The sequence below is a fragment of the Mesorhizobium intechi genome, assembly GCF_002879535.1.
GTDB classification, from domain to species: Bacteria; Pseudomonadota; Alphaproteobacteria; order Rhizobiales; family Rhizobiaceae; genus Mesorhizobium; species Mesorhizobium intechi.
Map to the genome: position 1 here is coordinate 24,819 of NZ_PNOT02000262.1, position 23,616 is coordinate 48,434.

Here is a 23,616-nt window from a genome sequence, read left to right on the forward strand (position 1 = left end):
AGGCCTAAATAGCGAAGGCCGGAACCCGGCCAAAGGGTAAGACAGATGACCGTGAAGCTCTCGTCCTCAAATCTCTCCAGGCTGCCCGCCAATGTCGCCGGTCCGAAATACGACCGGGCGGCGCTCAGACCTGGCATCGTGCATTTCGGCGTCGGTAATTTCCATCGCTCGCACCAGGCGGTCTATCTCGACGATCTGTTCAATTCAGGTGTCGGCCACGACTGGGCGCTGGTCGGCGCTGGCGTCTTCGAGGGCGAGAAGATCGGTCGCGGCAAACTCGAAGAGCAGGACTGGCTGACCACGGTGGTCGAGCAGGATGAGGGCCATATGAGCGCCCGTGTCACCGGCGCCATGATCGACTTCCTGATGCCGGGCGATGCGGCCGGCATCATCGAACGGCTGGCCGATCCGGCGATCAAGATCGTGTCGCTGACCATCACCGAAGGCGGCTATTTCATCGACCCGGCGTCGGGCAAGTTCAACCCCGCTCATCCGGACATCGTCGCCGACGCGCAGCCGGGCGCGACGCCGAAAACCGTGTTCGGCATCATCCTCGCCGGGCTGCTGCGCCGGCGCGACGAGGACACCGTGCCGTTCACCGTGATGTCCTGCGACAACATCCCTCACAATGGGCATGTCACCTCGGACGGCGTCATTGGTCTGGCGCGGCTGATCGACGAGGATCTGGCCAGTTGGGTCAGCAGCAACGTCGCCTTTCCAAACGGCATGGTGGACCGCATTACCCCGGCCACCACAGACCGCGAGCGCGGGATACTGGCCAAGGATTTTGGCGTGGAGGACGCCTGGCCGGTGTTCTGCGAACCGTTCCGGCAATGGGTGCTGGAAGACCGCTTCACCGATGGCCGTCCGCCGCTGGAAAAGGTCGGCGTGCAGTTCGTCAAGGACGTCGCCCCCTACGAATTGATGAAGATCCGCATCCTCAATGGCGGCCATGCCACCATCGCCTATCCAGCCGGGTTGATGGATATCCATTTCGTCCATGAGGCGATGCAGGAGCCCCTTGTGCGCGGCTTTCTCGACAAGCTCGAGCATGACGAGATCATCCCGACCGTGCCGCCGGTGCCAAACACAGTGCTGGAGGACTATTACCAGCTCATCGAGAAGCGCTTCTCCAACCCCAAGATCGGCGATACCGTCCGCCGGCTCTGCCTCGACGGCTCAAATCGTCAGCCGAAATTCATCATCCCGGCCATCTCCGACCGCCTGAAGGCCAGAAAAGGCGTCGCCGGCCTGGCGCTGGAATCGGCGCTATGGTGCCGCTACTGTTTCGGCACGTCAGACAGCGGCGCCGTCATCGAACCCAACGACCCGAGCTGGGATCGGCTGCAGGCCACGGCGAAGGCGGCAAAGGAGACGCCCGCCGCCTGGCTGGCCATGGAGGACATCTATGGCGATGTCGGCCGCGCCACGACGTTTGTCGAGGCCTTCGGCCACGCGCTCAACGTGTTGTGGGCCAGCGGCGCCCGCGCCACGCTGACGCGCTACATCGCCGGCAAGCTCTGAGAGCCATCAGCCATCATGACGCCTGAACTGGTCATCTTCGACTGCGATGGCGTTCTGGTCGACAGCGAGGCGCTCTCCGTCTCGGCGCTGCTCGGCATGATTAAACTTGCCGGCGGTACCCTCAGCGAGGACGCCGCCTATGAGCATTTCCTCGGCAAGAGCATGAAAAGCGTGCGCGAGATCCTTGCCAGCGACTTCGGCCTGGAGATCAGCGATCAGCATCTGACCGCGATGCGTGTCGACCTGATGCGAAAATTCCGCGAGGAGCTCAAGCCGATCCCCGGCGTCAAGGAGATGTTGCCGAAGCTCGGCCTGCCGTTCTGCGTCGCCTCGTCGGGCACGTTGGACCGCATCCGCTATGCGCTCGACGTCACTGATCTGCTCGGGTTGATGGAGCCGCATCTGTTCAGCGCCGCCATGGTGGCCAAGGGAAAGCCGGCGCCCGACCTCTTCCTGCACGCCGCCGCCAGCATGCGGGCACACCCGCGCAAATGCCTCGTCATCGAGGACAGTCCGGCCGGCGTCGCGGCGGCGCGCGCGGCCGGCATGCGCGTCCTTGCCTTCACCGGCGGCGCGCATGCCGGCAACGCCGCCCTGAAAGCGCGGCTTGCGTCGAGTGAACCGGACTTTATATTCGCTGACATGCTGCAATTGCCCGATCTGATTGCAGGCCTGGGAGCGAGAGTTAGAGCATCTTGACGAAACAGTTTGTTTGCGCGGTCGATGTCGGCACCGGGAGCGCTCGCGCGGGCATTCTCGATGCCAGTGGTACTTTGCTTGGCCGCGCCGATCGGCCGATCGCCATGAACCAGCCAAAGCCCGATCATGCCGAGCATGATTCGCGCGATATCTGGTCGGCGGTCTGCGCCGCCGTGCGTGCCGCCCGCGAAAAGGCCGGCGTCGCGGCGCAAGACATTGTCGGCATCTCGTTCGACGCCACCTGCTCGCTGGTCGTCCGCGACCGGCAGGGCGACCAGCTCAGCGTTTCGACCACCGGCCAGAAGCGCTGGGACACCATCGTCTGGCTCGACCACCGCGCCATTGCCGAAGCCGACGAATGCACGGCAAGCGGCCACGAGGTCCTTAACTATATTGGCGGCGTGATGTCGCCGGAAATGGCGACGCCGAAGCTGATGTGGCTGAAACGCAATCTGCCAGATACATGGAATGAAGCCGGCTATCTGTTCGACCTGGCCGATTTCCTGACTTGGCAGGCGACCGGGTCGCTCGCTCGTTCGCAATGCACGCTGACCGCGAAATGGACCTACCTGGCGCACGAAGACACCGCCTGGCAGCGCGATTTCTTCGAGATCGTCGGCCTCGACGATCTCTTTGAGCACGGCAATCTGCCGGAGCGCGCCAGCCCGGTCGGCGCCGACATTGGTCCGCTGACGGCGCAAGCGGCGGCGGAGCTCGGCCTGACGGAAAGCTGCCGGGTCGGCGCCGGGGTCATCGACGCCTATGCCGGCGCGCTTGGCGTGCTCGGCGGCTTTGCCGGCGACGAGCAGGACATCAGCCGGCATCTGGCGCTGATCGCCGGTACGTCGAGCTGCGTCATGGCGATGTCGCCCGATCCGCAGCCTTTCGCCGGCGTCTGGGGGCCTTACTACGGCGCGGCGCTGCCGAAGCTGTGGCTGTCGGAAGGCGGCCAGTCGGCCACGGGCGCGCTGCTCGACCACATCATCCGCTTGCACGGCGCCGGCGGCGAGCCGGACGCCGCCATGCACGCCAAGATCGCCAGGCGGGTCGCCGAACTGCGCGCCTCCGAGGGCGATAACCTCGCCGCGCGCCTGCATGTGCTGCCGGATTTCCATGGCAACCGCTCGCCGCTCGCCGACCCGCATGCGGTCGGCGTCGTCAGCGGGCTGACGCTTGACTCCTCCTTCGACAGCCTGTGCAAGCTCTACTGGCGCACCGCCGTCGGCATCGCGCTGGGCGTGCGCCATGTGCTGGAGGCGCTGAACGAGAACGGCTATCTGATCGACACGCTGCATGTCACCGGCGGCCACACCAAGAACCCGCTGCTGATGGAGCTCTACGCCGACGCCACCGGCTGCACGGTGGTCGAGCCGCTGGCCGACGAGGCGGTGCTGCTCGGCACCGGCATGGTCGCCGCCACCGCCGCCGGGCTTTTCCCCGACCTCAACGCCGCCTGCCTTGCCATGCAGCAAGGCGGCAAGAGGCGTGCCGCCAACCCGGCCGCAGGGGCCCGCTTCGACCGCGACTACCGGATCTTCCTGGAGATGCACCGCCAGCGCCAGGCGCTCGACGCGATCCGGTAGGCTTTTGCCTACTGCTTGCGCAGCGATGCGCCTGACGTCGCTTCGAACAGATGGATGCTTTCCTCCTCGAATGTGTAGCGGACGGGGGCATTCAGCGCCGGGCATTCGCGTGCCGGAACCAACGCGCTGATTTCCTTGCCGCCGGAGCCGAATGTCACCAGCGCGTCATTGCCGTGGAACTCGATGAGATCGGCCGTGCCTTGTAGTATGGCGGCGGTGCCGGCGCCGGCCGTCTTCAGATCCGGCGGCCGTATACCCAGCACGGCGCGGTCGCCATGCTGCAGATGGAAACCCCAGCCCTCGATCGAAAGCACCGTTCCGGCGCCCGTCAACGTCCAGCCATTGTCCGAGCGGCCGACCGTCACCTCGACAAAATTCATGTTCGGCGTGCCGATGAAGCCGGCCACGAACATGTTGGCGGGGCGCAGATAGATTTCCGCCGGCGCGCCGATCTGCTCGATGACACCCTCCTTGAGCAGCACGATGCGGTCGGCCAGCGTCATCGCCTCCAGCTGGTCATGGGTGACGTAGACGGTGGTGGTCTTCAGCGACTGGTGCAGGCGCGCGATCTCGACGCGCATATGGTTGCGCAATTTGGCGTCGAGATTGGAAAGCGGTTCGTCGAACAGGAACACCTTTGGTGTCTTGATCATCGCGCGGGCAATGGCGACGCGCTGCTGCTGGCCGCCGGACAGCTCGGCCGGCTTGCGGCCGAGATAAGGGTCCAGCCCGAGCGTCCTCGACACCGCGTCGACCCGCTTGCGGATCTCGGCCGCCGGCACCTTCTGGCGCCGCAGCCCGAAGGCGATGTTGTCGAAGATCGTCATGTGCGGATAGAGCGCGTAGTTCTGGAACACCATGGCGATGCCGCGGTCGCCCGGATCGAGGTCGTTGACTACCTTGCCACCGATCGAGACCTCGCCGCCGCTGATGTCCTCCAGCCCCGCCAGCATGCGCAGCAAGGTCGACTTGCCGCAGCCGGACGGGCCGAGAAACACGACGAATTCGTGCTCTTCAATGCTGAGGTTGAGATCACGGATGACCGTCGTGGCGCCATAGGCCTTGTCGACATGGGAGCAAACGATCGCGGACATGATCATCCTTTCTCGCCGGTGAGCAGGATCTGCAGCTTGACGTCTTCCGGATTGCCCTGGGCGGCGCGCTCGAATGCCTTGATGCTGTCCGGGAAATCATAGGTGCCGGTGATCAGCGGCTTGAGATCGACCTTGCCGGAAGCGATCAACTGCAAGGCGCGGTCGAAGATGTTGGCATAGCGGAACACCGTCTCGATGCGCACCTCCTTCGAGATCGCCGCCGGCACGTTGAGGGCCACCGGTTCCACCGGCAGTCCGACCAGCACCACCGCGCCGCCCGGCCGCACGACATCGAACAGATCGGCGAAGGCCTTCGGGCTGCCGCTGGCCTCGAAAACGATGTCGGCACCCCAATTGTCGGTCGCCGCCGCGACGGCGTCGACCAGCGACTGCTCGCCGATATTGACCGGCACGATGCCGGCGTACTGCGCGGCGATTTTCAGCTTGGGCGCGGAAAAATCGGAGATCAGCACTTTTGAACAGCCGCCGGCCAGCGCGGCTAGCGCGATCATGATGCCGATCGGGCCGCAGCCGACGACGACGCCGACATCGCCCGGAACGATGCGGGCACGGCTCGCCGCCTGCATGCCGATGGCGAAGGGCTCGACCATCGCGCCCTCGGCGAAGGAGACATTGTCCGGCAGTTTGTAAGTGAAGGCGGCGGGGTGCACCGCGTAGGGCGCGAGCACGCCATGCACCGGCGGCGTCGCCCAGAAGCTGACGTCGGGGTCGACATTGTAGATGCCGAGTTTCGTCGCGCGCGACGAAAGGTTCGGCACGCCCGGCTCCATGCAGACGCGGTCGCCGACCTTGAACGTCCCGACATTGGCGCCGGTCTCGACGACCGTCCCCGCGGCTTCGTGACCGAGCACCATGGGTGCCCGCACGACATAGCTGCCGATGGCGCCATGCGTGTAATAGTGCACGTCGCTGCCGCAGACGCCGACCGTGTGGATGGCTATCTTGACGTCGTCCGGTCCGACATCGAGCGGCAGCGCGATCTCGCGCAGCGACAGTTCGCCTTTTTTCTCAAGCACCAGTGCCCGCATCGGGAAATCCTCGCATCAAGTCTTTTTTTGCCGGAAAACGGAATTCAGGAAGCCGCTGAGGACGCCGAGGAACAGCAACGGCGGCAGCGACAGGAGCACGACCGAGGCGTTGAGAATGCCCCATGGCACGTTCATGCCTTGCTGGGAGAGTTCGGACGCGACGATCGGCAAGGTCTTGGCGTTGGAGCTCGACAGCATCAGCGCGATCAGGAATTCGTTCCAGACCAGCACGAAGCTGAAGGCGACCGCCCCTGCCAAGGAGCGGGCCGCCACGGGCAACGCGATGCGCCAGAACACCGAATAGGCGCCGTAGCCGTCGACGAAGGCGGCCTCCTCGATCTCCTTCGGCACGCTCTGGAAGGCGGGGATGGCGAGCCACATGATCACCGAGATGGTGAGCAGCGAATAGGTGATGATCAACGCCGGCAAAGTGTCGTAAAGGCCGACCTGAAGCCAGATCACCATCAGCGGGATGGCCACCGCCACCGGCGGCAGGAAGCGCAGCGACAGCACGAAGAACTGAATGTCGCCGGCCCAGCGGTTGGGATAGCGCGCCACCGCGTAGGCCGCCGGCAGGCCGAGGACGACGCCGATCAGCACGGCCGAGCCGCAGGCGACGACCGAGTTGTAGAGCCCGGTCAGCACGCTGTCGCGGCCGAGAATGTAGATGATGTTGGCCCATGTCGGCGTGAACACGAGGCGCGGCACGCGGGTGATGATGTCGACATTGTTCTTGAGCGCATTGAGGGCCGTCCACAGCAGCGGAAACACGGCCAGGAACCCGGCCACCGCCAAAATGGCCTTGCCGATCAGTCTGCCGGGCCTCATGCCTGCACCCGCTTCCACAGCATGGTAAAGGTGATGACGGTGGCGATCATCATCAGCACGGCCATGGCCGAGGCGTAGGAAACCTTGCCGGATTCGATGAAGCCTTGCGAGAAGGCGTACATGTCGAGCGTCTCGGTCGCCACGCCCGGTCCGCCGCGGGTCATGACATAGATCAGGTCGAAGGAGCGCAGCGATTCGATCATCTTGACGAACATCAGGCTGATCAATGGCGCCTTCAGCATCGGCAAGGTGACATAGGCGTGGATCTGCCAGCGTTTGGCATGGTCGAGTCGTGCCGCCTCGATCGGCTGCGGCGGCAGGGTTTCGAGCAGTTTCAGCACGATAACCGCGAAGAACAGTCCCCATTGCCAGACATCGACCGAAGCGACGGCGAACAAGGCCGTCCCCGGCTTGGACAACGGGTCGAAGATCAGCCCGCCGGTGACGAGCCTGTAGGGATAGGTGGCGATGCCGTAGAGCGGATGATAGGCGAACTTCCAGACGAAGGCCGCCGAGACGCGCGGCAGCAGGACCGGGATGATGAAGAGCAGGCAGTGGAGGTTGCGCAGGCGTGGGCCGGCGACCTCGAACATCAGCACGCCGAGCCCGATCGCCACCACCATGGTGGCGACGACGGTGACGATCTCCCATTTCACCGAGACCCAGACCGCGTTGAGGAAGCGGCGGTCGAGGAACAGGTCGGCGAAGTTCGACAGCCAGACCCAGGAATAGTCGGGCGTGCTCAACTCGCGGTTCTGCAAGGCGATGACGATGGCGTAGAGCGTCGGCACCATCGACAGCACCAGAAGGATGGCGATGGTAGGAACGACGAAGGTGACGGGGAGCGACGTGCGTCGGGCCATGGGCATCTATCCTCGCTTGCGTCTCGATCGTGTCGGCATGATTTCCTCGTTGGGCAAAGTCCCGCGACGCGCAGGTCCCGGCATTGGCGACAATGCCGCGGACCGCGCGCCACGGGCGGGAGGATGGCCCTACTTCTTCTTCGCCAGCTCGTTGGCATAGGCCTCGAGTTCGTTGAGGCCGCCCTTGATATCGGTGCGGGTGCCCGTCACCAGTTCCTCGAGGATGATGCCCCAGCGGTCGCCGAGATCGGGCCAGCGCGGATCCTGCCAGAAATTGACCGCCGTGACCTTGCCGGTTTCGGCCAGCGCCTGGCCGAGATCGGCGCCGTAGATGTCGGCGAACTGCTTGTTGGACAGGATGCTGCTGCGATTCAGCTCGCCGAACTGATGGGCGTCGAGCCGGCGCTTCTCGTTTTCCTTCGACGTCGCCCAGGCGATGAACAGGCCGGCGCATTTCTTCGAGGCATCGTCGGCATTGGCCTTCGCCGCGATGGCGAGGCCATGGCCGTAGCCGCCGCCAGGCAGCGGCGAGGGCGGCGGCAGGAAGCCGATCTTGCCGACCACCTGCGAGGTCTTGGGATCGACCGCCATGCCCGACAGCGGCGTCGATTCGACGAGGATGGCGACCTGGCCCGACAGGAAGGCGCCGGTCGATTCATCCCAGCTGCCGGTCTGCGTGCCGGGTGCCGAATCCTTGAACAGCTTCAGATAGGTCTCGGTCGCCTTGACGGCGGCGTCCGAGTTGAAGACCGGCTTGTCGCCATCGAACCACTGGCCGCCATAGGCCTTGAAGAACGGCATCCAGCGCCAGACATTGGCGCCCGAGCCGCGTGCGCCGCGCAACGCGATGCCATACATGCCCTTGTCCGGGTTGGTGAGCTTCGGCACGTCGGCGATCAGTTCGTCCAGCGTCTTGGGCGGTTGGATGCCGGCGGCCTCGAGCACGTCCTTGCGGTAGACCATCAGGTCGCCGCCGCCGGTCAGCGGCGCGAACCAGACCTTGCCCTCATAGGTGGCGACCTTCTGGCGGCCGGGATCGAAGTCGGCATAGTCATAGTCAGCCGGATAATAATCGGTCAACGGTACGATCCATTTCGACGAGGCAAACAGAGCGACATTGGCTTCGTCGACATAGTAGACGTTGTAATTGCCGACGGTGGACGCATCGGCGCGTGATTTCGCCCGGCGGTCGTTTTCGTTGAGATAGTCGATCTGAAAGCCGGCGCCGGCGAGCTTCTCGAACTCGGCCTTGGAGTCCTCCAGAAGCGTCAGGCCGTCGCGCGGCTGCGCCAGCACCTTGACCGGCGCCGAGCAGACCGGCGCCTGCGCCAGCGCGATGGTTGATACGGTAGCGGAAAGCACGAAAGCTGCGCCCAAGCCCGCAGCGAGCCGAATTGGTTTCATTGTTTTTCTCCTCCAGGAACATTCGCAGGAAGCGCAAGTCCTCGGGTTCCGCGATCCTCACCATCGCCCGAGCGACAAGCCACCCATCGCCAAAATGCGGAGTTCAACCGGGCCAAGCTAGAAGCCCCGTTGCAGCAAACCTGTACTTTTATGCATTGTGCAGCGCAAAATCCGCAACCCTGCAACGAAGTTCGTCACATGAGTATCGATCGCGTGAAAGCCGCTGATTCAGCTTGTGCTTATGCGCGCATCGTCAGCCGCTGCCGCGACAGCTTGCGATAGGAGGACGGCGTCATCTTGTGCTTGCGCAGGAAGGCGCGATTGAAGTTGGAGATGTTCATGTAGCCGACCTGGAAACAGATGTCGGTGATCGCGACATCGGTGTCGGCCAGGAGCTTGCAGGCTTGCCAGAGCCGCAGCTTGGCGAGGTGGTCGCTGAAGGAGTTGCCGGTGTTCTTCTGGAAGAAGCGCGAGAATGTGCTCTCGCTCATTCCGGCGCGTTCGGCAACGTCGGGCAGCTTCAGATCCTCGGCGAAATGCTGGAACAGATAGGTCAGGGTGCGCTGGATGATGTCGAGCGAGGCGGCGTCGAGAACCGGCGAGAAATCCGGCGACGACAAGAGCTCGTATTCGTCGGTCCTGGCCAGGAGGTCGACCAGTTCGAGGAACCGGCAAAGGCGCGCGAGCCCGTGCACGGTTCCCATCCGCTCCATCAGTTCGGCACCTTCCTGTGCCGTGCGGCCGTGAAAAACCATGCCGCGCAACGACCGCTCCAGGAAAGGCTCCAGTTCGCGCAGTTCCGGCAGCAGGCCCGCCGAGCCGCGCAGCCTCTGCGCATCGAACTGCAGGACGATGTCGCGGCCTTCGATCAACTCGCCAGGCCGCACCGCCGTCACCCAATCATGCGGCAGGCCGCCACCGACAATGGTCAGGTAGCCCGGCCCGAATTCGCCGATATGATCGCCGACCAGGACCACGCCGGAGGATTTGCGAAGCAGGTGGATCTCGTATTCCGGATGGAAGTTCCAGACATTGCGTTCCCAGGGATAGTCGTCCAGCCGCCACAGGAAACTGTCGCTCGCTTCGGTAACGATGTGCTCGAAAGCCGGCGCTGTGCGCGGAATCGCGGCCGTGTTTTTTCGCTGCCTGAACGCCATCCATTCCTCCCGGCGGGCCGCTGGCTGGCGGTCTCCACGGCAATCGGCAGCAGCCAGCGGCCGGCAAGGGAACGCGGCGACGTACCCCCTGGAATGGCGCTGGCTCAATCGGTGCCCGCTCCTCCTCCCTTGCCATCATGTCGCATTTCGTTCAATAGACGGCGCAAACGCCGCGAAACCGAAGGTTTTGCCGTTTGCAATGCGGCTTCCGGCCTTATGCCGATGCGCCGCAACCTTGAAAGAGCGGAACAATGTCTGCGATCGAAGCCGGCGCTCGCGCGCCGGAAAATCATTGGCGTCAGGAAATAAGGGCGACGCTGGCGCTCGCCTGGCCGATGGTGCTGACCAATCTCGGCCAGACCGCGATGACGGCCACCGACGTCATGATGATGGGCAGGCTCGGGCCGGACACGCTGGCCAGCGGGGCGCTCGGCGCCAACCTCTATTTCATGCCGCTGATCTTCGGCCTCGGCCTGATGCTGGCGACCTCGCCGATGATCGCGACGGAACTCGGCCGCCGCCGCTATTCGGTGCGTGACCTGCGCCGCACCGTACGCCAGGGCCTGTGGCTGGCGATCCTGATCTCGGTCCCGATCTGGATCGTGCTGTGGCACGGCGAGGCGATCCTGCTGGCCATGGGCCAGGAACCCGCGCTGGCGCATCAGGCCGGTATCTACCTGCGCTGGCTGGAATGGGCGGTGCTGCCTTTCTACGGCTATATCGTGCTGCGCTCGTTCATCTCGGCACTGGAGCGGCCGGGCTGGGCGCTGATCATCGTTTTCGTGGCCGTCGCCTGCAACGCGCTGTTCAACTGGGTGTTCATGTTCGGCAATCTCGGTGTCCCGGCCATGGGCATTGCCGGCTCAGGCCTTGCCACATCGCTCTCCAGCACGCTGATGTTCATCGGCATGGCTCTCGTGGTGATGCTGGAGAAGAAGTTCCAGCGCTACCGCCTGTTCGGCCGCTTCTGGCGGTCCGACTGGCCGCGCTTCAAGGGCCTTCTGCGGCTCGGCCTGCCAATTGCCGGCATCCTCGCCTTCGAGGTGACGATCTTCAACGCGGCAGCCCTTCTGATGGGCCTGATCGACGCGGATTCGCTGGCCGCGCATGCCATTGCCATCCAGATCGCCTCGATCTCCTTCATGGTGCCGCTGGGTCTCAACCAGGCGGTGACGGTGCGCGTCGGGCTTGCGCACGGCGCCGGCAATCCGGAAGGCGTGTCGCGCGCCGGCTGGACCGCGTTCGTCATCGGCGTCTCGTTCATGGCGCTGATGGGGCTGGTGATGGTGCTGTGGCCGCATCTGCTGATCAGCGCCTTCATCGACCTCGCCAACCCGGCTAACGCCCGGGTGATCGCGCTTGCCGTTTCGTTCCTGGTGTTTGCAGCGCTGTTCCAGGTCTTCGACGGCGCGCAGGCGGTCGCCGCCGGCATGCTGCGCGGCCTGCACGACACCAAGGTGCCGATGATCTATGCCGCGATCGGCTATTGGGGCGTCGGCCTGCCGCTCGGCGTGCTGCTGGCCTTCCATTTCGGCTTCCGCGGCGTCGGTATCTGGATCGGCCTGTCATCGGGGCTGGCGGTGGTGGCGGCGCTGCTGCTGGCGCGCTGGTTGCGGCGGGACCGCATAGCACCGCCGCTGGCATTTGGACATTGAACCAGACCGTCGGCGGTCGCCAGGCGGCCATCAACACTTGCAAACATGGTCAAGCTAGTTCTGTTCGAGAGCCGACCGGAAGTCCTCGGTGTTGTTGCGATGGGGGTACAACCGGTCCGGCACCGGCACGCCGAGATGCAGGCAAAGCGGCTCCCATCCGTCCCCCAGATTGTGGACCAGCAGCCTATCCGGTGGCACTGTCGCAATGACCGCCCTTACATTGGCTTCGTAGACGGCGATCGCATGGGCGCGATCTTGCGCCCGGCCGCCGAAGACCTGCCTGGAGACCAAGGCAAGACCGAGCGATTCCTGATCCGTACTCTGGCTGATGCCCGCCAGGATCGTCTTCTCGAAGCTTGCCCACCAGCTTTCAGGGGGACGATATGTCAGGATGACCCGGGCGTCCGGGTAGAAGTCGATCAGCTCACGCCAATAGTGCGCCGAGGGCCAGTCGACGCAGGATGCGTAGCCGGCAAACAGACGATTCCATTCTGGGGCCGCGCCCTGGGCCACAGCGCGCCAAAGCCGCTTCTGGTCTTCGTTGGCCATGACTTCGTACATGTGGTGACACGGGCCGAAGCCAAGGATCGTCAGCGCCTCGCGCATCGAGTCCGTACCTGTCCGGCCAAAGCCCGTTCCGATCACCCGTATCATCACAGTCCCCCGATTCAGGCGCGCTACTTTAGATCAATCGCTTGCGAGCAGCACCCGCAGGCGGTTTCCCCCAGGATCGGTGGTCAGCGCTGGAATATTAGCCGTGAATGATATTCCTGTCTTGCACATAATTCGGGCCGCGTGCGGCCCGTAGCCGGTGACAGTCAGGTTGATCCGATGTCGCCTATTGCTTCAGCACGGCGAGGAAGTCGGGCACGTCCTTGAGCGCTGCCGCGCGGGCTGCCGGATCCAGTCCGGCATGGGCCACGCCGTCGCCATTGGCGGTATAGGCCAGCCCATGCAGTTCGTGCAGTTTCTGCGCCTCATTGTCGAAATCATGATAGGCGCCGGGATAGAGGATGAGCTTCACGCTGCCGGGATTGGCGTCGGCGAGGGCCTTGCACGGCGCGGCCGGTGTCCAGTCGTCCGCCTCGCCCATCACGATCAGCAGCGGCACACGGGTCGCCCAATCGCCTTTTTCGGCCGGAGCCGTGCAGCCCGGATAGAAAGCGACCGCCGCGCGGAAGTCCGGCGAGCCAGCCTTCGGCCTGTCCTTTGGCCGGACCGTGTAAAGAACGGTCGAGCCGCCATTCGACCAGCCGAGCAAGGCGATGGCTGCGGGCTTCACGTAGGGCAGCGTCTGCAGATAGCGGCGGGCAGCGTTCGCATCCTCCACCCGCTCGCGATACGGTTCGACCTCCCGGTCGCCGTTCTTGCATTGCGGCCCTAGACCGCGCGAGCCGAAACTGTCGGGAAAGATCACGACATAACCGAGAGCGGCCAGGCGGCGGCCCCAGTCGGCATGGCGCGGGCCGAGTTCCGCCTTGTTCTTGCTGCTCCACAGGCCGCTGCAGCCATGCATGGCCACGACCGCCGGAAACGGCCCTTGCCCTTGCGGCTTGAACAGTATTGCGTCCAGCGTCGCCGGCTCGTTCTCGCCGTCGGCCGGGATGCTGACGCGGTCGGGCGCCTGGTCGGCGGCCGCGGCCGGCTGTATCATCCAAAGGGCAAACAAGCCCGCGAGAGCGACACGATATTTCGCCTGCATCGCCAGAGCCCTCTCTCCCGAAAGCCGCTGTGGTGACATTGAGGCGCGGTCCGGCTTACCGCAAATCACGGTTGCGTGGTGAAGATAGGCGACCATGCCAAATCGCAAGATCGGTCGAGCGCGACTTATTTGGGAGCGTCTATCTGGTGCTGCCACGGAGGATGAGACGGTGAAGGCGTCCGTTGAAAACTATCATGCCCGGATGCAGCGGGTGCTGGACCACATAGACCAGCACCTGGACGACGATCTGGGCCTGGAAGCGTTGAGCGGCGTCGCGGCGTTCTCGAAATTCCATTTCCACCGGCAATTCATGGCCACCTTCGGGCTGTCCGTGCACCGCTACGTCCAGCTCGCCCGCATGAAGCGCGCTTCGTACCGGCTGGTCGACAGAGACGCCGAAAGCGTCACCGATATCGCCATGGATGCCGGTTACGACGCACCGGATGCCTTCGCCCGGGCCTTTCGGCAACGGTTCGGCCAGTCGCCTTCGTCGTTTCGGAAATCTCCCGACTGGGCGGCGTGGCTCACGGCCTTCGGGCCTTTCGACAAAGCAAGGAACACGCTCATGCAGATCATCTTTGACCACGACGACGTAACGATCCGCGACGTACCGCCCACACCGGTGGCGATCATGGAGCATCGCGGAGACCGAGCGACACTCCAGGACACCATCCAGCGGTTCATCGCCTGGCGCAAGGCGGCGGGCCTGTCACCCGAGACAAGCCCGACCTTCAACGTCTTCCGTTCCGAAAGGGAGCCGGCAATCGCGTCTGACTACAGCATGGACATTTGTGTGGGGACCGATCAGCCGATCGATGAGAAAGACGGGCAGATGAAGGCCGGCGTGATCCCGGGCGGGCGCTGCGCGGTGCTGCGCTACCCCGGCAACACCAACAATCTCGAACCCGCAGCACTCTACCTCTATCGTGAATGGCTTCCGGCCAGCGGCGAGGAAGTGCGCGACTTTCCGGTCTATTGCCAGCGCCGGCTGTCCCGCCTCGCGGAAGGCCCACTGCACGAAGTCGTCGTCGAACTCTTCCTGCCCCTGAAGTAGCGCACGGGGATAGCGGCTTGTCCCTGCCGATCGCGAGAAGCGGACAGGCCGTTGTCCACTCGATCCCGGTCAATCCGCCTGGATCTAGCGGGCCGCCGCGCGCTTTTCGAGCGAACGGGCATATTGCGTCAGCGGGAAGCACATGAGGAAGAAGATCAGCGCCACCAGCCCGTAGACCTTGAACGGTTCGAAGGTGGCGTTGTTGATGGCGTTGGAGGTCCGCACCAGTTCCTCGAAACCGATGATCGAGGTCAGCGCCGTCGATTTGATCAGCTGCACCAGGAAGCCGACCGTCGGCGCGCGGGTGATCGAGAATGCCTGCGGCAGGATGATCAGCCGGAGCTCCTGCAGATAGTGCAGGCCGAGGCTGGCGCCGGCGTCCCACTGGCCGCGCGGCAAGGCATCGACACCGGAGCGCCAGATCTCGGCGAGATAGGCGCTGGCGAAGAAGGTCAGGCCGAGCACCGCTGCGGTCCAGGGCTCGATGCGCAGGCCGAGCATCGGCAGGCCGAAGAACATCAGGAACAGCTGCATCAGGAGCGGCGTGCCCTGGAAGAGGGCGATATAGCCGGAAGCAAGGCGCCGGCTCCATTTTTGCTTGGAGATGCGGAAGAACAGCACCGCCATGCCGACCAGCGCGCCGCCGACGAAGGCGGCCAGCGACAACAGCACGGTCCAGCGCGTGGCCAGCAGAAGGTTGCGCACGATGTCCCAGAGGGTGAACTCGATCATGACACGCCCGCTCCGAGCGCGCGGCGGCCACCGGTGACCAGAAGCCGGCGCAAGGCCATCGACATTGCGAGGTAGACCAGCGTCACGACGAAATAGGTCTCGAAGGACCGGAAGGTGCGCGCCTGCAACATGTCGGCCTCATAGGTCAGCTCGCGCACCGCGATCTGCGACACCACGGCCGATTCCAGCATCATGATGACGATCTGGCTGGTCAGCGCCGGATAGATGATCTTAAGCGCCTGCGGCAGCACGATCTTGATGAACACCTGCCGCGGCCTGAGCCCCAAAGCCAGGGCGGCCTCCGTCTGTCCGCCCGGCACGGCATCGAGCCCGGCCCCGACGATCTCGATCGTATAGGCCGCCATGTTGAGCGTCATCGCCAGCATGGCGGCCAGGATCGGATCGAGCCTGATGCCGAGGCTGGGTAGGCCGAAGAAGATGAAGAACAGCTGCACCAGGAACGGCGTGTTGCGCATCACTTCGACATACCAGGCGATGGCGTGACGCAGCAGCAAAGGTCCGTTTCGCCGGCCTGCGGCGCCCAGGATGCTGAGCAGCGTCCCCGCCAGCGTGGTCACGGCGATCAGCAGGATCGTCGTGGCCGCGCCATGCGCGATATCGCCCACGGCGCCTGGAAGCCAGCCGAAGGCCATGGGAACTCAATCCTTGAGGTTGTCGGGATTGAGCGGCGTCTTCAGCCAGGCTTTCGAGCTTTCGTCCAGCTTGCCATCCGCCAGCATCTTGGCGATGGCGTCGTTGACCGCCTTCTTCAACCCGTCCTCGTTCTTGTTGAGGCCGATATGCGAAGGCGAGGTCAGAAGCTGGAACTTCTGCTCCGGCTTCAGCGCATCCTGCTTGGCCAGCACCTGGGCGCCGACATCGTTGCCGACGACCATGAGCTGGGTCTGGCCGGAGATGAAGGCCTGGATGACCGAATTGTAGTTGTCGAAGCGCTTGATGTCAGCGGAAGCGGGCGCGGCCTCGGTCAACGAGGTGTCCTCGAGCGTGCCGCGATTGACGGCGATCGACTTGTCGGCAAGGTCCTCCTTGCCTTTGACGGACATTGCCGCCGGACCGATCACCGCGATGTAATAGGGCGCGTAGGCGGCGGCGAAGTCGATGACCTGCTCGCGCTCCTTCGAGTAACCGACGCTCATCAGTATGTCGACGCGATGGTCGTTGAGATAGGGGATGCGGTTTTGCCCGGTGACTGCGACCGGATTGAGCTTCACCTTGAGCGTGTCGGCGATGTATTGCGCGACATCCATGTCATAGCCCTTGAGGCTCATATCGGCGCTGGCCGAGGAGAAGGGCGGGAAGTCGGCGAAGACGCCGACATTGATGGTGCCGGCCTTGGTGATGTCAGCCAGCGCGTCGGCGTTGGCCGCCTGCGTGGCGAGACCGAAGCCAGCGGCGCCAAGCACCAGGATGGCGGAGATGGACGATTTCAGTGTCGAGTGGATTGTCATTTTTATTCCCCTTCTGGAAGCTTTTGATTGTTTGAGGCGGCTGCCGGCTCCAGCGCGGCGGCCGCCTTTCGTTTCAGGTGTCAGGCGCCCTTGCCTGATATGGCCGGGCTGAACACCATCAGGCTCAATATCTCGAACAGCACCTGGGCGCCGGCATGCGCGGTGTTGGTGGTGGCGTCATATTGCGGCGCCACCTCGACGACGTCGCCGCCGACGATGTTGAGGCCCTTGAGGCCGCGCAGCAGCTCGAGCACTTCGCGCGTCGTCAGCCCGCCGACTTCCGGCGTGCCGGTGCCGGGCGCGAAGGCCGGATCGACGCTGTCGATATCGAAGGAGACGTAGGTCGGGCCGTCGCCGACGATCTTGCGCGCCTTCTCGATGATGGCGGGGATGCCCATCCCGGTCACCTCTTCGGCGTGCACCACCGTCATCCCCGACTCATAGGTGAACTCCCAGAGGTATTCGGCCGAGCCGCGTATGCCGATCTGGATGGTGCGCGTCGGGTCGAGCACACCGTCCAGCACCGCGTTGCGGAACGGGCCGCCATGGTGGAACTTGGTCATGTCGAACAGGCCGCTTGTGTCGCAATGGGCGTCGATGTGGATGAGGCCGACCGGCGCCTTCTTGCCGACGGCCTTCAGGATCGGGTGGCTGATCGAATGGTCGCCGCCCACCGACAGCGGGATGACGCCGGCATCGACGATCTGATTGGTGCGGCGCTCGATATCCTCGTGGCTGGTCTCGAGCCGGTAGCGGCTGCGGAACGGCGTGTCGCCGATGTCGGCAACACGAAGCTCATGCGTCGGCGCGCATTCCAGCACATGATTGTAGGGGCCGATGCGCTCGATGGCGCGCAGCGCCCTCGGCCCGAAGCGCGAGCCCGGCCGGTTGGTCACGCCCAGATCCATCGGCACGCCGATGATCGCCACCTGCAGGTCGCCGAAATCCGGGTTCTCCGCGGCGATTTCGCGGTAGGGGGCGGCAAGGAAGGTCGGGATGCCGGAATAGGGCGCCAGCCTGGTGCCGCTCTTGGAGAAGATCTTGTCGGCGACCTTGCGGAATTTCGGGTCGAACATCTCGCCGCCGTGGCTCTCGCCATATTTGCGACGCAAGGCGTCGAGCTTGCCGCGATCGTAACCCATTCCGTTCCTCCTAGGCTGATGCAATGCGGCTGCTGGCGATCTCGAGCGAACTGACCGTCATCCGGCCGGGTCTCTGTCCCGCTGGCTGCCTGCAGATTTCACGTCTTGATGTTGTTTCGAGCTGAAGTGTCCGGCAGGCGCATTGAAAATGCAATTGATATTGTTAGGGTGTTCTCTGTGAGAAAATCTCACAAAGAAGTCGGACATCCATGGTCAATCGCCTGCCACCCCTGAACCCGCTGCGCGCCTTCGAGGCAACGGCGCGCCATGGCTCGCTGACCAAGGCGGCGAGTGAGCTGAATGTCACGCATGGCGCCGTCAGCCACCAGATCAAAGCGTTGGAGCAGTCGCTCGGCGTCAAGCTGTTCGAGCGTATCGGCCAGAGGGTCAGACTGACGCCGCATGGCGCGGAGCTGCTGCCGGCGGTATCGACCGCCTTCGACGGCATCGCCGCGGCGACGCAGCGGCTGACGCGGCCGGCAAGCAGCGGCGCACTGTCGGTGTCCTGCGTGCCGGCATTGCTGCTTTTGTGGATGACGCCGAGGCTCGGCAGCTTCACCGCGCAATATCCCGACATCCAGCTGACGCTCATCCCTTCCAACGATCCCAGGGATATCCGTGCGCCGCACATCGATGTCTGCGTACACTATGGCGATGGCAGCTGGGCCGATTGCTGGATGCGCAAATGGTCGGGGCTGGAGTTGTTTCCCGTGGTCAGCCCGACCTTGATCAACAACCGGCCGATCCGCAGCGTCAGGGATCTGGCCGACCATGTCTTCCTGCATGGCGATGATGGCCGCGAATGGCACACCTGGCTGGCGGCCGCCGATGCGCTGGACCTGGAGCGCGGCCGCCGCCATCATCTGGGCGATGCGCGCATGGCGACCGAGGCGGCGGTGCACGGCCATGGCGTGGCGCTAGGCGATTCGGTGACGGCAAGCGCGCTGCTGGCCAGGGGCATGCTGGTCGCGCCGTTCAGCCTTTCGGTGCCGGCGGTCGACGATTTCTACGTTGTCTGCCGCAACGAAATGCGCACGACGCCGATCGTGCAGGTGTTCATCGACTGGCTGTTCGCCGAGAAGGCCGGGGATGACGGCCGCGCCGACGCTCCGGTCGCCGGCCGGATCATCGGCCGCCGCAAGCGTCCGCAACTCAAGGTCATCGGCGCGAAGGCGGCGGGCTGAGAGCGGCCGCTCATGGCTCATGCGCAGGCCGTTCTTTTTGTCGGGCCAGCCTGAAAGCCGGCAGCGCTTTGGCCAATTCGATGCTATGAGGCCTGTCGCGATTGTGGATGGCAGGCAGCGAAGGCGGCAGCGAGCATGGCAAAAACCGATATAGCGCGGCGTGTCTACAACCACACCTGGAAGCTCGACCCGATCGTGCGCAGCCTGCTCGACACGGATTTCTACAAGCTTCTGATGCTGCAGATGATCTGGGGCATGTACCCCAAGGTCGACGCCACCTTCTCGCTGATCAACCGCACCACCTCGGTGCGGCTTGCCGACGAGATCGACGAAGGTGAACTGCGCGAACAGCTCGACCACGCCCGCACCTTGCGCTTCTCCAAGAAGGAAATGATCTGGCTCGGCGGCAACAATTTCTATGGCCGCAAGCAGATCTTCGAACCGGAATTCCTCGCCTGGCTGGAGAATTTCAGGCTGCCGGCGTACGAACTGTCGCGGCGTGACGGCCAGTACGAACTGACCTTCGGCGGGCCATGGATGTACACCACGCTGTGGGAGATCCCGGCGCTGGCTATCATCAATGAACTGCGTTCCCGCGCGGCCATGCGGGCCTTCGGCCCCTTCGCGCTCGATGTGCTCTATGCCCGCGCCAAGGCCAAGATGTGGGCCAAGACCGAGCGGCTGAAGGCACTGCCAGGCATCCGCATTTCCGACTTCGGCACGCGCCGGCGGCATTCCTTCCTGTGGCAGCGCTGGTGCGTCGAGGCGCTGAAGGAAGGCATCGGCGAGGCCTTCACCGGCACCTCCAACGTGCTGCTGGCGATGGACAACGACCTCGAAGCGCTCGGCACCAATGCGCATGAGCTGCCGATGGTGTTTGCCGCCCTTGCCAATTCGGAGAAGGAGCTGAAACAGACCCCCTACAAGGTGCTGCAGGACTGGCAGCGCTACTATGGCGGCAACCTTTTGATCGTTCTGCCCGATGCTTTCGGCACCGCCTCCTTCCTGCGCGACGCGCCGGACTGGGTGGCCGACTGGACCGGCTTTCGTCCCGACAGCGCGCCGCCGATCGAGGGCGGCGAAAAGATCCTGTCCTGGTGGCGCGAGAAGGGTAAGGACCCGAAGCAAAAGCTGCTGATCTTCTCCGACGGGCTCGAGGTCGAAACCATCGAGGAGACCTACCGCCACTTCAAGGGCAAGGTGCGCATGTCCTTCGGCTGGGGCACCAACCTGACCAACGATTTCGAGGGTTGCGCGCCGACCGAAACCAACAGCCTCGACGCCATATCGCTGGTCTGCAAGGTGACGGAGGCCAATGGCAGGCCGGCGGTGAAGCTTTCCGACAACCCGGCCAAGGCGACGGGGGACGAGAAGGAGATCGAGCGCTATCTCAGGATCTTCGGCGAGAAGGACCGGGTGGAGCAACTGGTCAAGGTGTGAGGAGGCGGTGCCTCCTGTATTCCCATAAGAGATGGCAAAGTTGGATAGGTCGAGTTCCTCCGCGCCCGCCGTCGAGCGCCATCCTCACGGGTTAGCTTTCGCCATCGCCCTGCTAGCCCTCCTCCCCACGCCCGCCTTCGCCCACGCCTCCGACCGAGGCCACGTCCTGCTCCTGCCGACCGGCTATTACCTGATTGGCGGCGCGTTCGCCGTGGCCATCAGCTTCCTCGTGCTGGCGCTGCTGCCCGCGGCCTCCCTCGACCGTTTCTGGCGCAGGCGCCTGCCGCTGTTCACCCTCGGTGACAGCGCCCGCACCGCTATCAGCCTGATATCCTTTGCCGGCTTCGCAATTCTCGTCGCCGCCGGCCTTTTCGGCAGCCGCGATCCGCTCTCCAACCCATTGCCCCTGGTGATCTGGACGCTGCTGTGGGCCGGCATCACGCTGCTGCAAGGCGTTTTCGGCGATCTCTGGTCATGGCTGAACCCTTGGATTGGACCGTGGCGTCTCGCCTCGCGCCTGCTCGGCACAGGCGAGGGCGGACCATGGCGCCTCCCGCGATGGCTCGGGAGCTGGCCTGCCGTCATCCTGTTCCTTGCCTTTGCCTGGTTCGAGCTCATCGATCCGGCGCCCGACGATCCGGCCCGGCTCGCCTTTGCCGCCGTCCTCTACTGGCTGATCACCTTTCTTGCCATGCTGGTGTTCGGCTATCGCGGCTGGAGCCGCGGCGGCGAGTTCCTGATCGTCTTCTTCTCGATGGTGGCGCGTTTCGCGCCGGTCGAGCGCGACGAGCAGGGCCGGCTTGCGCTGTGCTGGCCGGCCGCCAAGCTGCTCGCCGCAGAGCCACTGCCGCCAAGCGGCATAGCCTTCCTGCTGCTGGCCCTGTCCTCTGTCTCCTTCGACGGCCTGTCGAAGACCTTCTTCTGGCTGGGCCTGTTCGGTATCAACCCGCTCGAATTCCCCGGCCGCACTGCCGTGATCGGCAGCGGCACCCTTGGGCTCGTTCTGACATTCGCGCTGCTGACGGTGGTGTTCCTTCTCGCCGTCTGGCTCGGCCAGCGTTTGGCCGGCGGCGGTCCGCCGCTCGGCCAGGCGGCGGGACTGCTGGTGTGGTCGATCGTGCCGATCGCGCTCGCCTATCATGTCGCGCACTATCTGACGGCGCTGCTGGTCGATGGCCAGTATGCGGCCGCCGCGCTGTCCGACCCGTTCGCGCTGGGCTGGAACCTGTTCGGCACCGCCGATATCCAGGTTGAGGCGGGCATCGTCGCCGGGGCGGAGTCGGCCTGGTGGCTGTGGAACATCCAGGCCGGCGCGATCATCCTGGGCCACGTGCTCGCCGTGCTGGTCGCGCACGGCTTTGCCTGGCGGCTGCATCCGCAGCCTGGCCGCGCCGCGCTCAGCCAGTTTCCGCTCACCCTGCTGATGATAGCCTACACGGTCTTCGGCCTCTGGCTGCTTGCCACCCCGACCGTCGGATGACAAAAGGGCGCCCACGATGTCGTTAGGGAAAGCTCGCTTGCCACATCAGGGCTTTGGTGATTTAGTTTGTACACATGCAATTTTCCGCATCCTCTGAGCGAGGATGCCGAACCCGCCTTCATCGTTGGTCAAGACTGAAAAAACAGGGGAACGAACATGGCTGACAAGAACGGATTTTTCGACCTCTCCAAGACTGCCCTCACCCGCCGCACAGCGCTGAAGGGCCTTGCCGCGGGCGCCGGCCTCGCCGTGGCGCCCGGTTTCGTCCGCTACTCCCAGGCGCAGAGCTCGGCGCCGATCAAGATCGGCTTCCAGTCGCACCGCACCGGCATCGGCGCCGCCTATGGCCGCTGGTACGAGAAGACCACCGCTGCCGCGGTCAAGGCGATCAATGCCGCCGGCGGCATCAATGGCCGCCAGGTCGAGGTCATCATCGAGGATGACGGCACCGACCCCGGCCGCGGCGCCGAAGTGGTCGGCAAGTTCGCCACCCAGCACAAGACCGACATTGTCTTCGGCACGCTGTTCTCGCATGTCGTCATCGGCTCGGCGCCTGCCGCCGGCGAGAACAAGATGCCCTATTTCGTCGTCAGCGAAGGCCACCACGTCGCCTCGACCAAGCTCAACCGCTATGTCTTCCAGCCCGGCATCACCGACGTGAAGAGCCAGATCCAGTCGATGGCGCCGTGGATCGCGGCCAATGCCGGCAAGAAGGTGACGCAGATCTTCCCGGATTTCGCCTTCGGCTACGACCACCGCGACTACCTGCCGCCGGCGCTGAAGGCGCAAGGCGCCGAGGTCATCGCGCAGATCGCCATCCCGCCGACGGAATCGTCCTTCACCAAATATTTTCCGCAGATCCCGCCCGAGACCGAGGTGATCTATCACGTCATGGTCGGTCCGGCCGTGCTCACCTTCGTCAAGGAGCTCGGCGAGTTCTACGGCTCCAACCGGCCGCAGCTGTTCGGCTTCATCGATTCGCTCGAGGCCACCGACATCAACAGCCCCGGCCTGGAATTCCTGGACGGCAGCCATTTCTGGGAAGGCTCGCCGCGCTACGCCCAGCCCGATGACAGCGCCGCGCAAAAGGCCTATCGCGCCGCGGTCGGCATCGACGACAATGGCGCGGCGGTTGGCGACCCCAAGGACGTCTCCACCGCAGCGCACATGTTCGGCTGCTGGGAAACGCTCTATGTCGTCAAGAAGGCGATGGAAGATGCCGGGTACAAGGGACCGGAGGACCGCGCCAAGCTGGTCGAGGCAACCGAGGCGTTGACCGCCTTCGCCGAAGGTCCGGAGCATCCGCAGGGGCCAAAGACCTTCAACGGCAAGATCCATCAGTGCTTCGGCATCCAGAACATCTCCAAGGTCGAAGGCGGCAAGCTCAAGGTCGTGCACAAGACCAAGATCGAGGACGGGCTTTACGAGGCCGAAGGGGACTATACGACGCAGGCGCTGTGAGCCTCGGCCTCCCCCTTGCGGGGAGGGTCGGCCAACAGGCTCTGCATCTTGCGAGGCCTGCGAGACGGGGCGGGGCTGCGACGGCCCATGCCCCAC

At 64.4% G+C, this 23,616-nt stretch carries 21 protein-coding genes; 9 read left to right on the top strand and 12 right to left on the bottom strand.

Features of this window, described 5'->3' with window-relative positions; genetic code table 11:
- Positions 1–45 precede the first annotated feature (45 nt).
- Genes C1D09_RS23345 through C1D09_RS23355 form a run of 3 tightly spaced genes read left to right on the top strand, consistent with a single transcriptional unit; the run spans position 46 to position 3,806 of the window.
- Positions 46–1,524: a mannitol dehydrogenase family protein gene (locus tag C1D09_RS23345; protein ID WP_143976499.1), complete on the top strand. Its 1,479-nt coding sequence runs from the start codon at positions 46–48 to the stop codon at positions 1,522–1,524.
- 15 nt (positions 1,525–1,539) lie between these two features.
- On the top strand, positions 1,540–2,223 hold the full coding sequence (locus C1D09_RS23350; RefSeq protein WP_143976500.1) for an HAD family hydrolase: 684 nt from the start codon (positions 1,540–1,542) through the stop codon (positions 2,221–2,223).
- Positions 2,220–3,806, top strand: coding sequence for an FGGY-family carbohydrate kinase (locus C1D09_RS23355; protein WP_143976501.1), 1,587 nt, complete (start codon positions 2,220–2,222; stop codon positions 3,804–3,806). Before C1D09_RS23350 ends, C1D09_RS23355 begins: the two co-directional genes overlap by 4 nt.
- An 8-nt stretch (positions 3,807–3,814) precedes the next feature.
- Here C1D09_RS23355 and C1D09_RS23360 read toward each other — a convergent pair whose 3' ends face one another.
- The 6 genes from C1D09_RS23360 to C1D09_RS23385 form a co-directional block, all read right to left on the bottom strand.
- Positions 3,815–4,900 carry an ABC transporter ATP-binding protein gene (locus tag C1D09_RS23360; RefSeq protein WP_143976502.1) on the bottom strand — a complete coding sequence of 362 codons (1,086 nt, stop codon included), beginning with the start codon at positions 4,898–4,900 and terminating at the stop codon, positions 3,815–3,817.
- A gap of 2 nt (positions 4,901–4,902) precedes the next feature.
- Positions 4,903–5,949: an NAD(P)-dependent alcohol dehydrogenase gene (locus tag C1D09_RS23365; protein ID WP_143976503.1), complete on the bottom strand. Its 1,047-nt coding sequence runs from the start codon at positions 5,947–5,949 to the stop codon at positions 4,903–4,905.
- 15 nt (positions 5,950–5,964) lie between these two features.
- Positions 5,965–6,777, bottom strand: coding sequence for a carbohydrate ABC transporter permease (locus tag C1D09_RS23370; RefSeq protein WP_143976504.1), 813 nt, complete (start codon positions 6,775–6,777; stop codon positions 5,965–5,967).
- Entirely contained in the window at positions 6,774–7,640 is an 867-nt protein-coding gene (locus tag C1D09_RS23375; protein ID WP_143976505.1) for a carbohydrate ABC transporter permease, read from the bottom strand. The genes C1D09_RS23370 and C1D09_RS23375 overlap by 4 nt, the downstream gene beginning before the upstream one ends.
- 129 nt (positions 7,641–7,769) lie before the next feature.
- Entirely contained in the window at positions 7,770–9,044 is a 1,275-nt protein-coding gene (locus C1D09_RS23380; protein ID WP_143976506.1) for an ABC transporter substrate-binding protein, read from the bottom strand.
- 239 nt (positions 9,045–9,283) lie between these two features.
- Positions 9,284–10,201 (bottom strand): AraC family transcriptional regulator, encoded by a 918-nt coding sequence (locus C1D09_RS23385; RefSeq protein WP_143976507.1) that lies wholly within the window; start codon positions 10,199–10,201, stop codon positions 9,284–9,286.
- A 251-nt stretch (positions 10,202–10,452) separates the two neighbouring features.
- Here C1D09_RS23385 and C1D09_RS23390 point away from each other — a divergent pair, with 251 nt between their 5' ends.
- Positions 10,453–11,856 (top strand): MATE family efflux transporter, encoded by a 1,404-nt coding sequence (locus C1D09_RS23390; RefSeq protein WP_143976508.1) that lies wholly within the window; start codon positions 10,453–10,455, stop codon positions 11,854–11,856.
- 54 nt (positions 11,857–11,910) lie between these two features.
- Here C1D09_RS23390 and C1D09_RS23395 read toward each other — a convergent pair whose 3' ends face one another.
- Positions 11,911–12,510, bottom strand: a complete 600-nt coding sequence (locus C1D09_RS23395; RefSeq protein ID WP_281288630.1) for a sulfotransferase family protein — start codon at positions 12,508–12,510, stop codon at positions 11,911–11,913.
- A 184-nt stretch (positions 12,511–12,694) separates the two neighbouring features.
- On the bottom strand, positions 12,695–13,510 hold the full coding sequence (locus C1D09_RS23400; protein ID WP_246135844.1) for a dienelactone hydrolase family protein: 816 nt from the start codon (positions 13,508–13,510) through the stop codon (positions 12,695–12,697).
- A 217-nt stretch (positions 13,511–13,727) separates the two neighbouring features.
- Here C1D09_RS23400 and C1D09_RS23405 point away from each other — a divergent pair, with 217 nt between their 5' ends.
- The gene (locus C1D09_RS23405) at positions 13,728–14,612 is read left to right on the top strand and encodes an AraC family transcriptional regulator (RefSeq protein ID WP_143976511.1); all 885 of its coding nucleotides are present in this window, start codon (positions 13,728–13,730) and stop codon (positions 14,610–14,612) included.
- Between the two features lie 84 nt (positions 14,613–14,696).
- Here the strand turns inward: C1D09_RS23405 and C1D09_RS23410 are convergent, their stop codons facing one another.
- The 4 genes from C1D09_RS23410 to speB all read right to left on the bottom strand — a co-directional run bounded on the left by C1D09_RS23410 (position 14,697) and on the right by speB (position 17,955).
- Positions 14,697–15,344 (bottom strand): amino acid ABC transporter permease, encoded by a 648-nt coding sequence (locus C1D09_RS23410; protein WP_143976512.1) that lies wholly within the window; start codon positions 15,342–15,344, stop codon positions 14,697–14,699.
- Positions 15,341–15,997: an amino acid ABC transporter permease gene (locus tag C1D09_RS23415; RefSeq protein ID WP_143976513.1), complete on the bottom strand. Its 657-nt coding sequence runs from the start codon at positions 15,995–15,997 to the stop codon at positions 15,341–15,343. Before C1D09_RS23415 ends, C1D09_RS23410 begins: the two co-directional genes overlap by 4 nt.
- Before the next feature lie 6 nt (positions 15,998–16,003).
- A complete protein-coding gene (locus C1D09_RS23420) occupies positions 16,004–16,813 on the bottom strand; it encodes a transporter substrate-binding domain-containing protein (protein ID WP_143976514.1) in 810 nt (269 codons plus the stop codon).
- An 80-nt stretch (positions 16,814–16,893) separates the two neighbouring features.
- Positions 16,894–17,955, bottom strand: a complete 1,062-nt coding sequence (speB, locus tag C1D09_RS23425) for an agmatinase (RefSeq protein ID WP_143976515.1) — start codon at positions 17,953–17,955, stop codon at positions 16,894–16,896.
- 209 nt (positions 17,956–18,164) lie between these two features.
- Here speB and gcvA point away from each other — a divergent pair, with 209 nt between their 5' ends.
- From gcvA to C1D09_RS23445, 4 genes are all read left to right on the top strand, one after another.
- Positions 18,165–19,139, top strand: coding sequence for a transcriptional regulator GcvA (gene gcvA, locus C1D09_RS23430; protein WP_143976516.1), 975 nt, complete (start codon positions 18,165–18,167; stop codon positions 19,137–19,139).
- A 135-nt stretch (positions 19,140–19,274) separates the two neighbouring features.
- Entirely contained in the window at positions 19,275–20,579 is a 1,305-nt protein-coding gene (gene pncB, locus C1D09_RS23435) for a nicotinate phosphoribosyltransferase (RefSeq protein WP_143976517.1), read from the top strand.
- Positions 20,580–20,610: 31 nt separating this feature from the next.
- Positions 20,611–22,059: a hypothetical protein gene (locus tag C1D09_RS23440; RefSeq protein ID WP_143976518.1), complete on the top strand. Its 1,449-nt coding sequence runs from the start codon at positions 20,611–20,613 to the stop codon at positions 22,057–22,059.
- A 156-nt stretch (positions 22,060–22,215) separates the two neighbouring features.
- Positions 22,216–23,520, top strand: a complete 1,305-nt coding sequence (locus C1D09_RS23445; RefSeq protein ID WP_143976519.1) for an ABC transporter substrate-binding protein — start codon at positions 22,216–22,218, stop codon at positions 23,518–23,520.
- Positions 23,521–23,616: the final 96 nt, after the last annotated feature.

Excerpts from the sequence above, each read along its gene's own strand:
- C1D09_RS23360 (WP_143976502.1), bottom strand. The coding sequence starts at position 4,900 with ATGTCCGCGATCGTTTGCTCCCATGTCGACAAGGCCTATGGCGCCACG.
- C1D09_RS23375 (WP_143976505.1), bottom strand. The coding sequence starts at position 7,640 with ATGGCCCGACGCACGTCGCTCCCCGTCACCTTCGTCGTTCCTACCATC.
- C1D09_RS23410 (WP_143976512.1), bottom strand. The coding sequence starts at position 15,344 with ATGATCGAGTTCACCCTCTGGGACATCGTGCGCAACCTTCTGCTGGCC.
- C1D09_RS23395 (WP_281288630.1), bottom strand. The coding sequence starts at position 12,510 with ATGATACGGGTGATCGGAACGGGCTTTGGCCGGACAGGTACGGACTCG.
- C1D09_RS23400 (WP_246135844.1), bottom strand. The coding sequence starts at position 13,510 with ATGATACAGCCGGCCGCGGCCGCCGACCAGGCGCCCGACCGCGTCAGC.
- C1D09_RS23420 (WP_143976514.1), bottom strand. The coding sequence starts at position 16,813 with ATGACAATCCACTCGACACTGAAATCGTCCATCTCCGCCATCCTGGTG.
- C1D09_RS23445 (WP_143976519.1), top strand. The coding sequence starts at position 22,216 with ATGGCTGACAAGAACGGATTTTTCGACCTCTCCAAGACTGCCCTCACC.
- C1D09_RS23440 (WP_143976518.1), top strand. The coding sequence starts at position 20,611 with ATGGCAAAGTTGGATAGGTCGAGTTCCTCCGCGCCCGCCGTCGAGCGC.
- C1D09_RS23365 (WP_143976503.1), bottom strand. The coding sequence starts at position 5,949 with ATGCGGGCACTGGTGCTTGAGAAAAAAGGCGAACTGTCGCTGCGCGAG.
- C1D09_RS23345 (WP_143976499.1), top strand. The coding sequence starts at position 46 with ATGACCGTGAAGCTCTCGTCCTCAAATCTCTCCAGGCTGCCCGCCAAT.
- C1D09_RS23385 (WP_143976507.1), bottom strand. The coding sequence starts at position 10,201 with ATGGCGTTCAGGCAGCGAAAAAACACGGCCGCGATTCCGCGCACAGCG.
- speB (WP_143976515.1), bottom strand. The coding sequence starts at position 17,955 with ATGGGTTACGATCGCGGCAAGCTCGACGCCTTGCGTCGCAAATATGGC.
- gcvA (WP_143976516.1), top strand. The coding sequence starts at position 18,165 with ATGGTCAATCGCCTGCCACCCCTGAACCCGCTGCGCGCCTTCGAGGCA.
- C1D09_RS23350 (WP_143976500.1), top strand. The coding sequence starts at position 1,540 with ATGACGCCTGAACTGGTCATCTTCGACTGCGATGGCGTTCTGGTCGAC.
- C1D09_RS23370 (WP_143976504.1), bottom strand. The coding sequence starts at position 6,777 with ATGAGGCCCGGCAGACTGATCGGCAAGGCCATTTTGGCGGTGGCCGGG.
- C1D09_RS23380 (WP_143976506.1), bottom strand. The coding sequence starts at position 9,044 with ATGAAACCAATTCGGCTCGCTGCGGGCTTGGGCGCAGCTTTCGTGCTT.
- pncB (WP_143976517.1), top strand. The coding sequence starts at position 19,275 with ATGGCAAAAACCGATATAGCGCGGCGTGTCTACAACCACACCTGGAAG.
- C1D09_RS23415 (WP_143976513.1), bottom strand. The coding sequence starts at position 15,997 with ATGGCCTTCGGCTGGCTTCCAGGCGCCGTGGGCGATATCGCGCATGGC.
- C1D09_RS23390 (WP_143976508.1), top strand. The coding sequence starts at position 10,453 with ATGTCTGCGATCGAAGCCGGCGCTCGCGCGCCGGAAAATCATTGGCGT.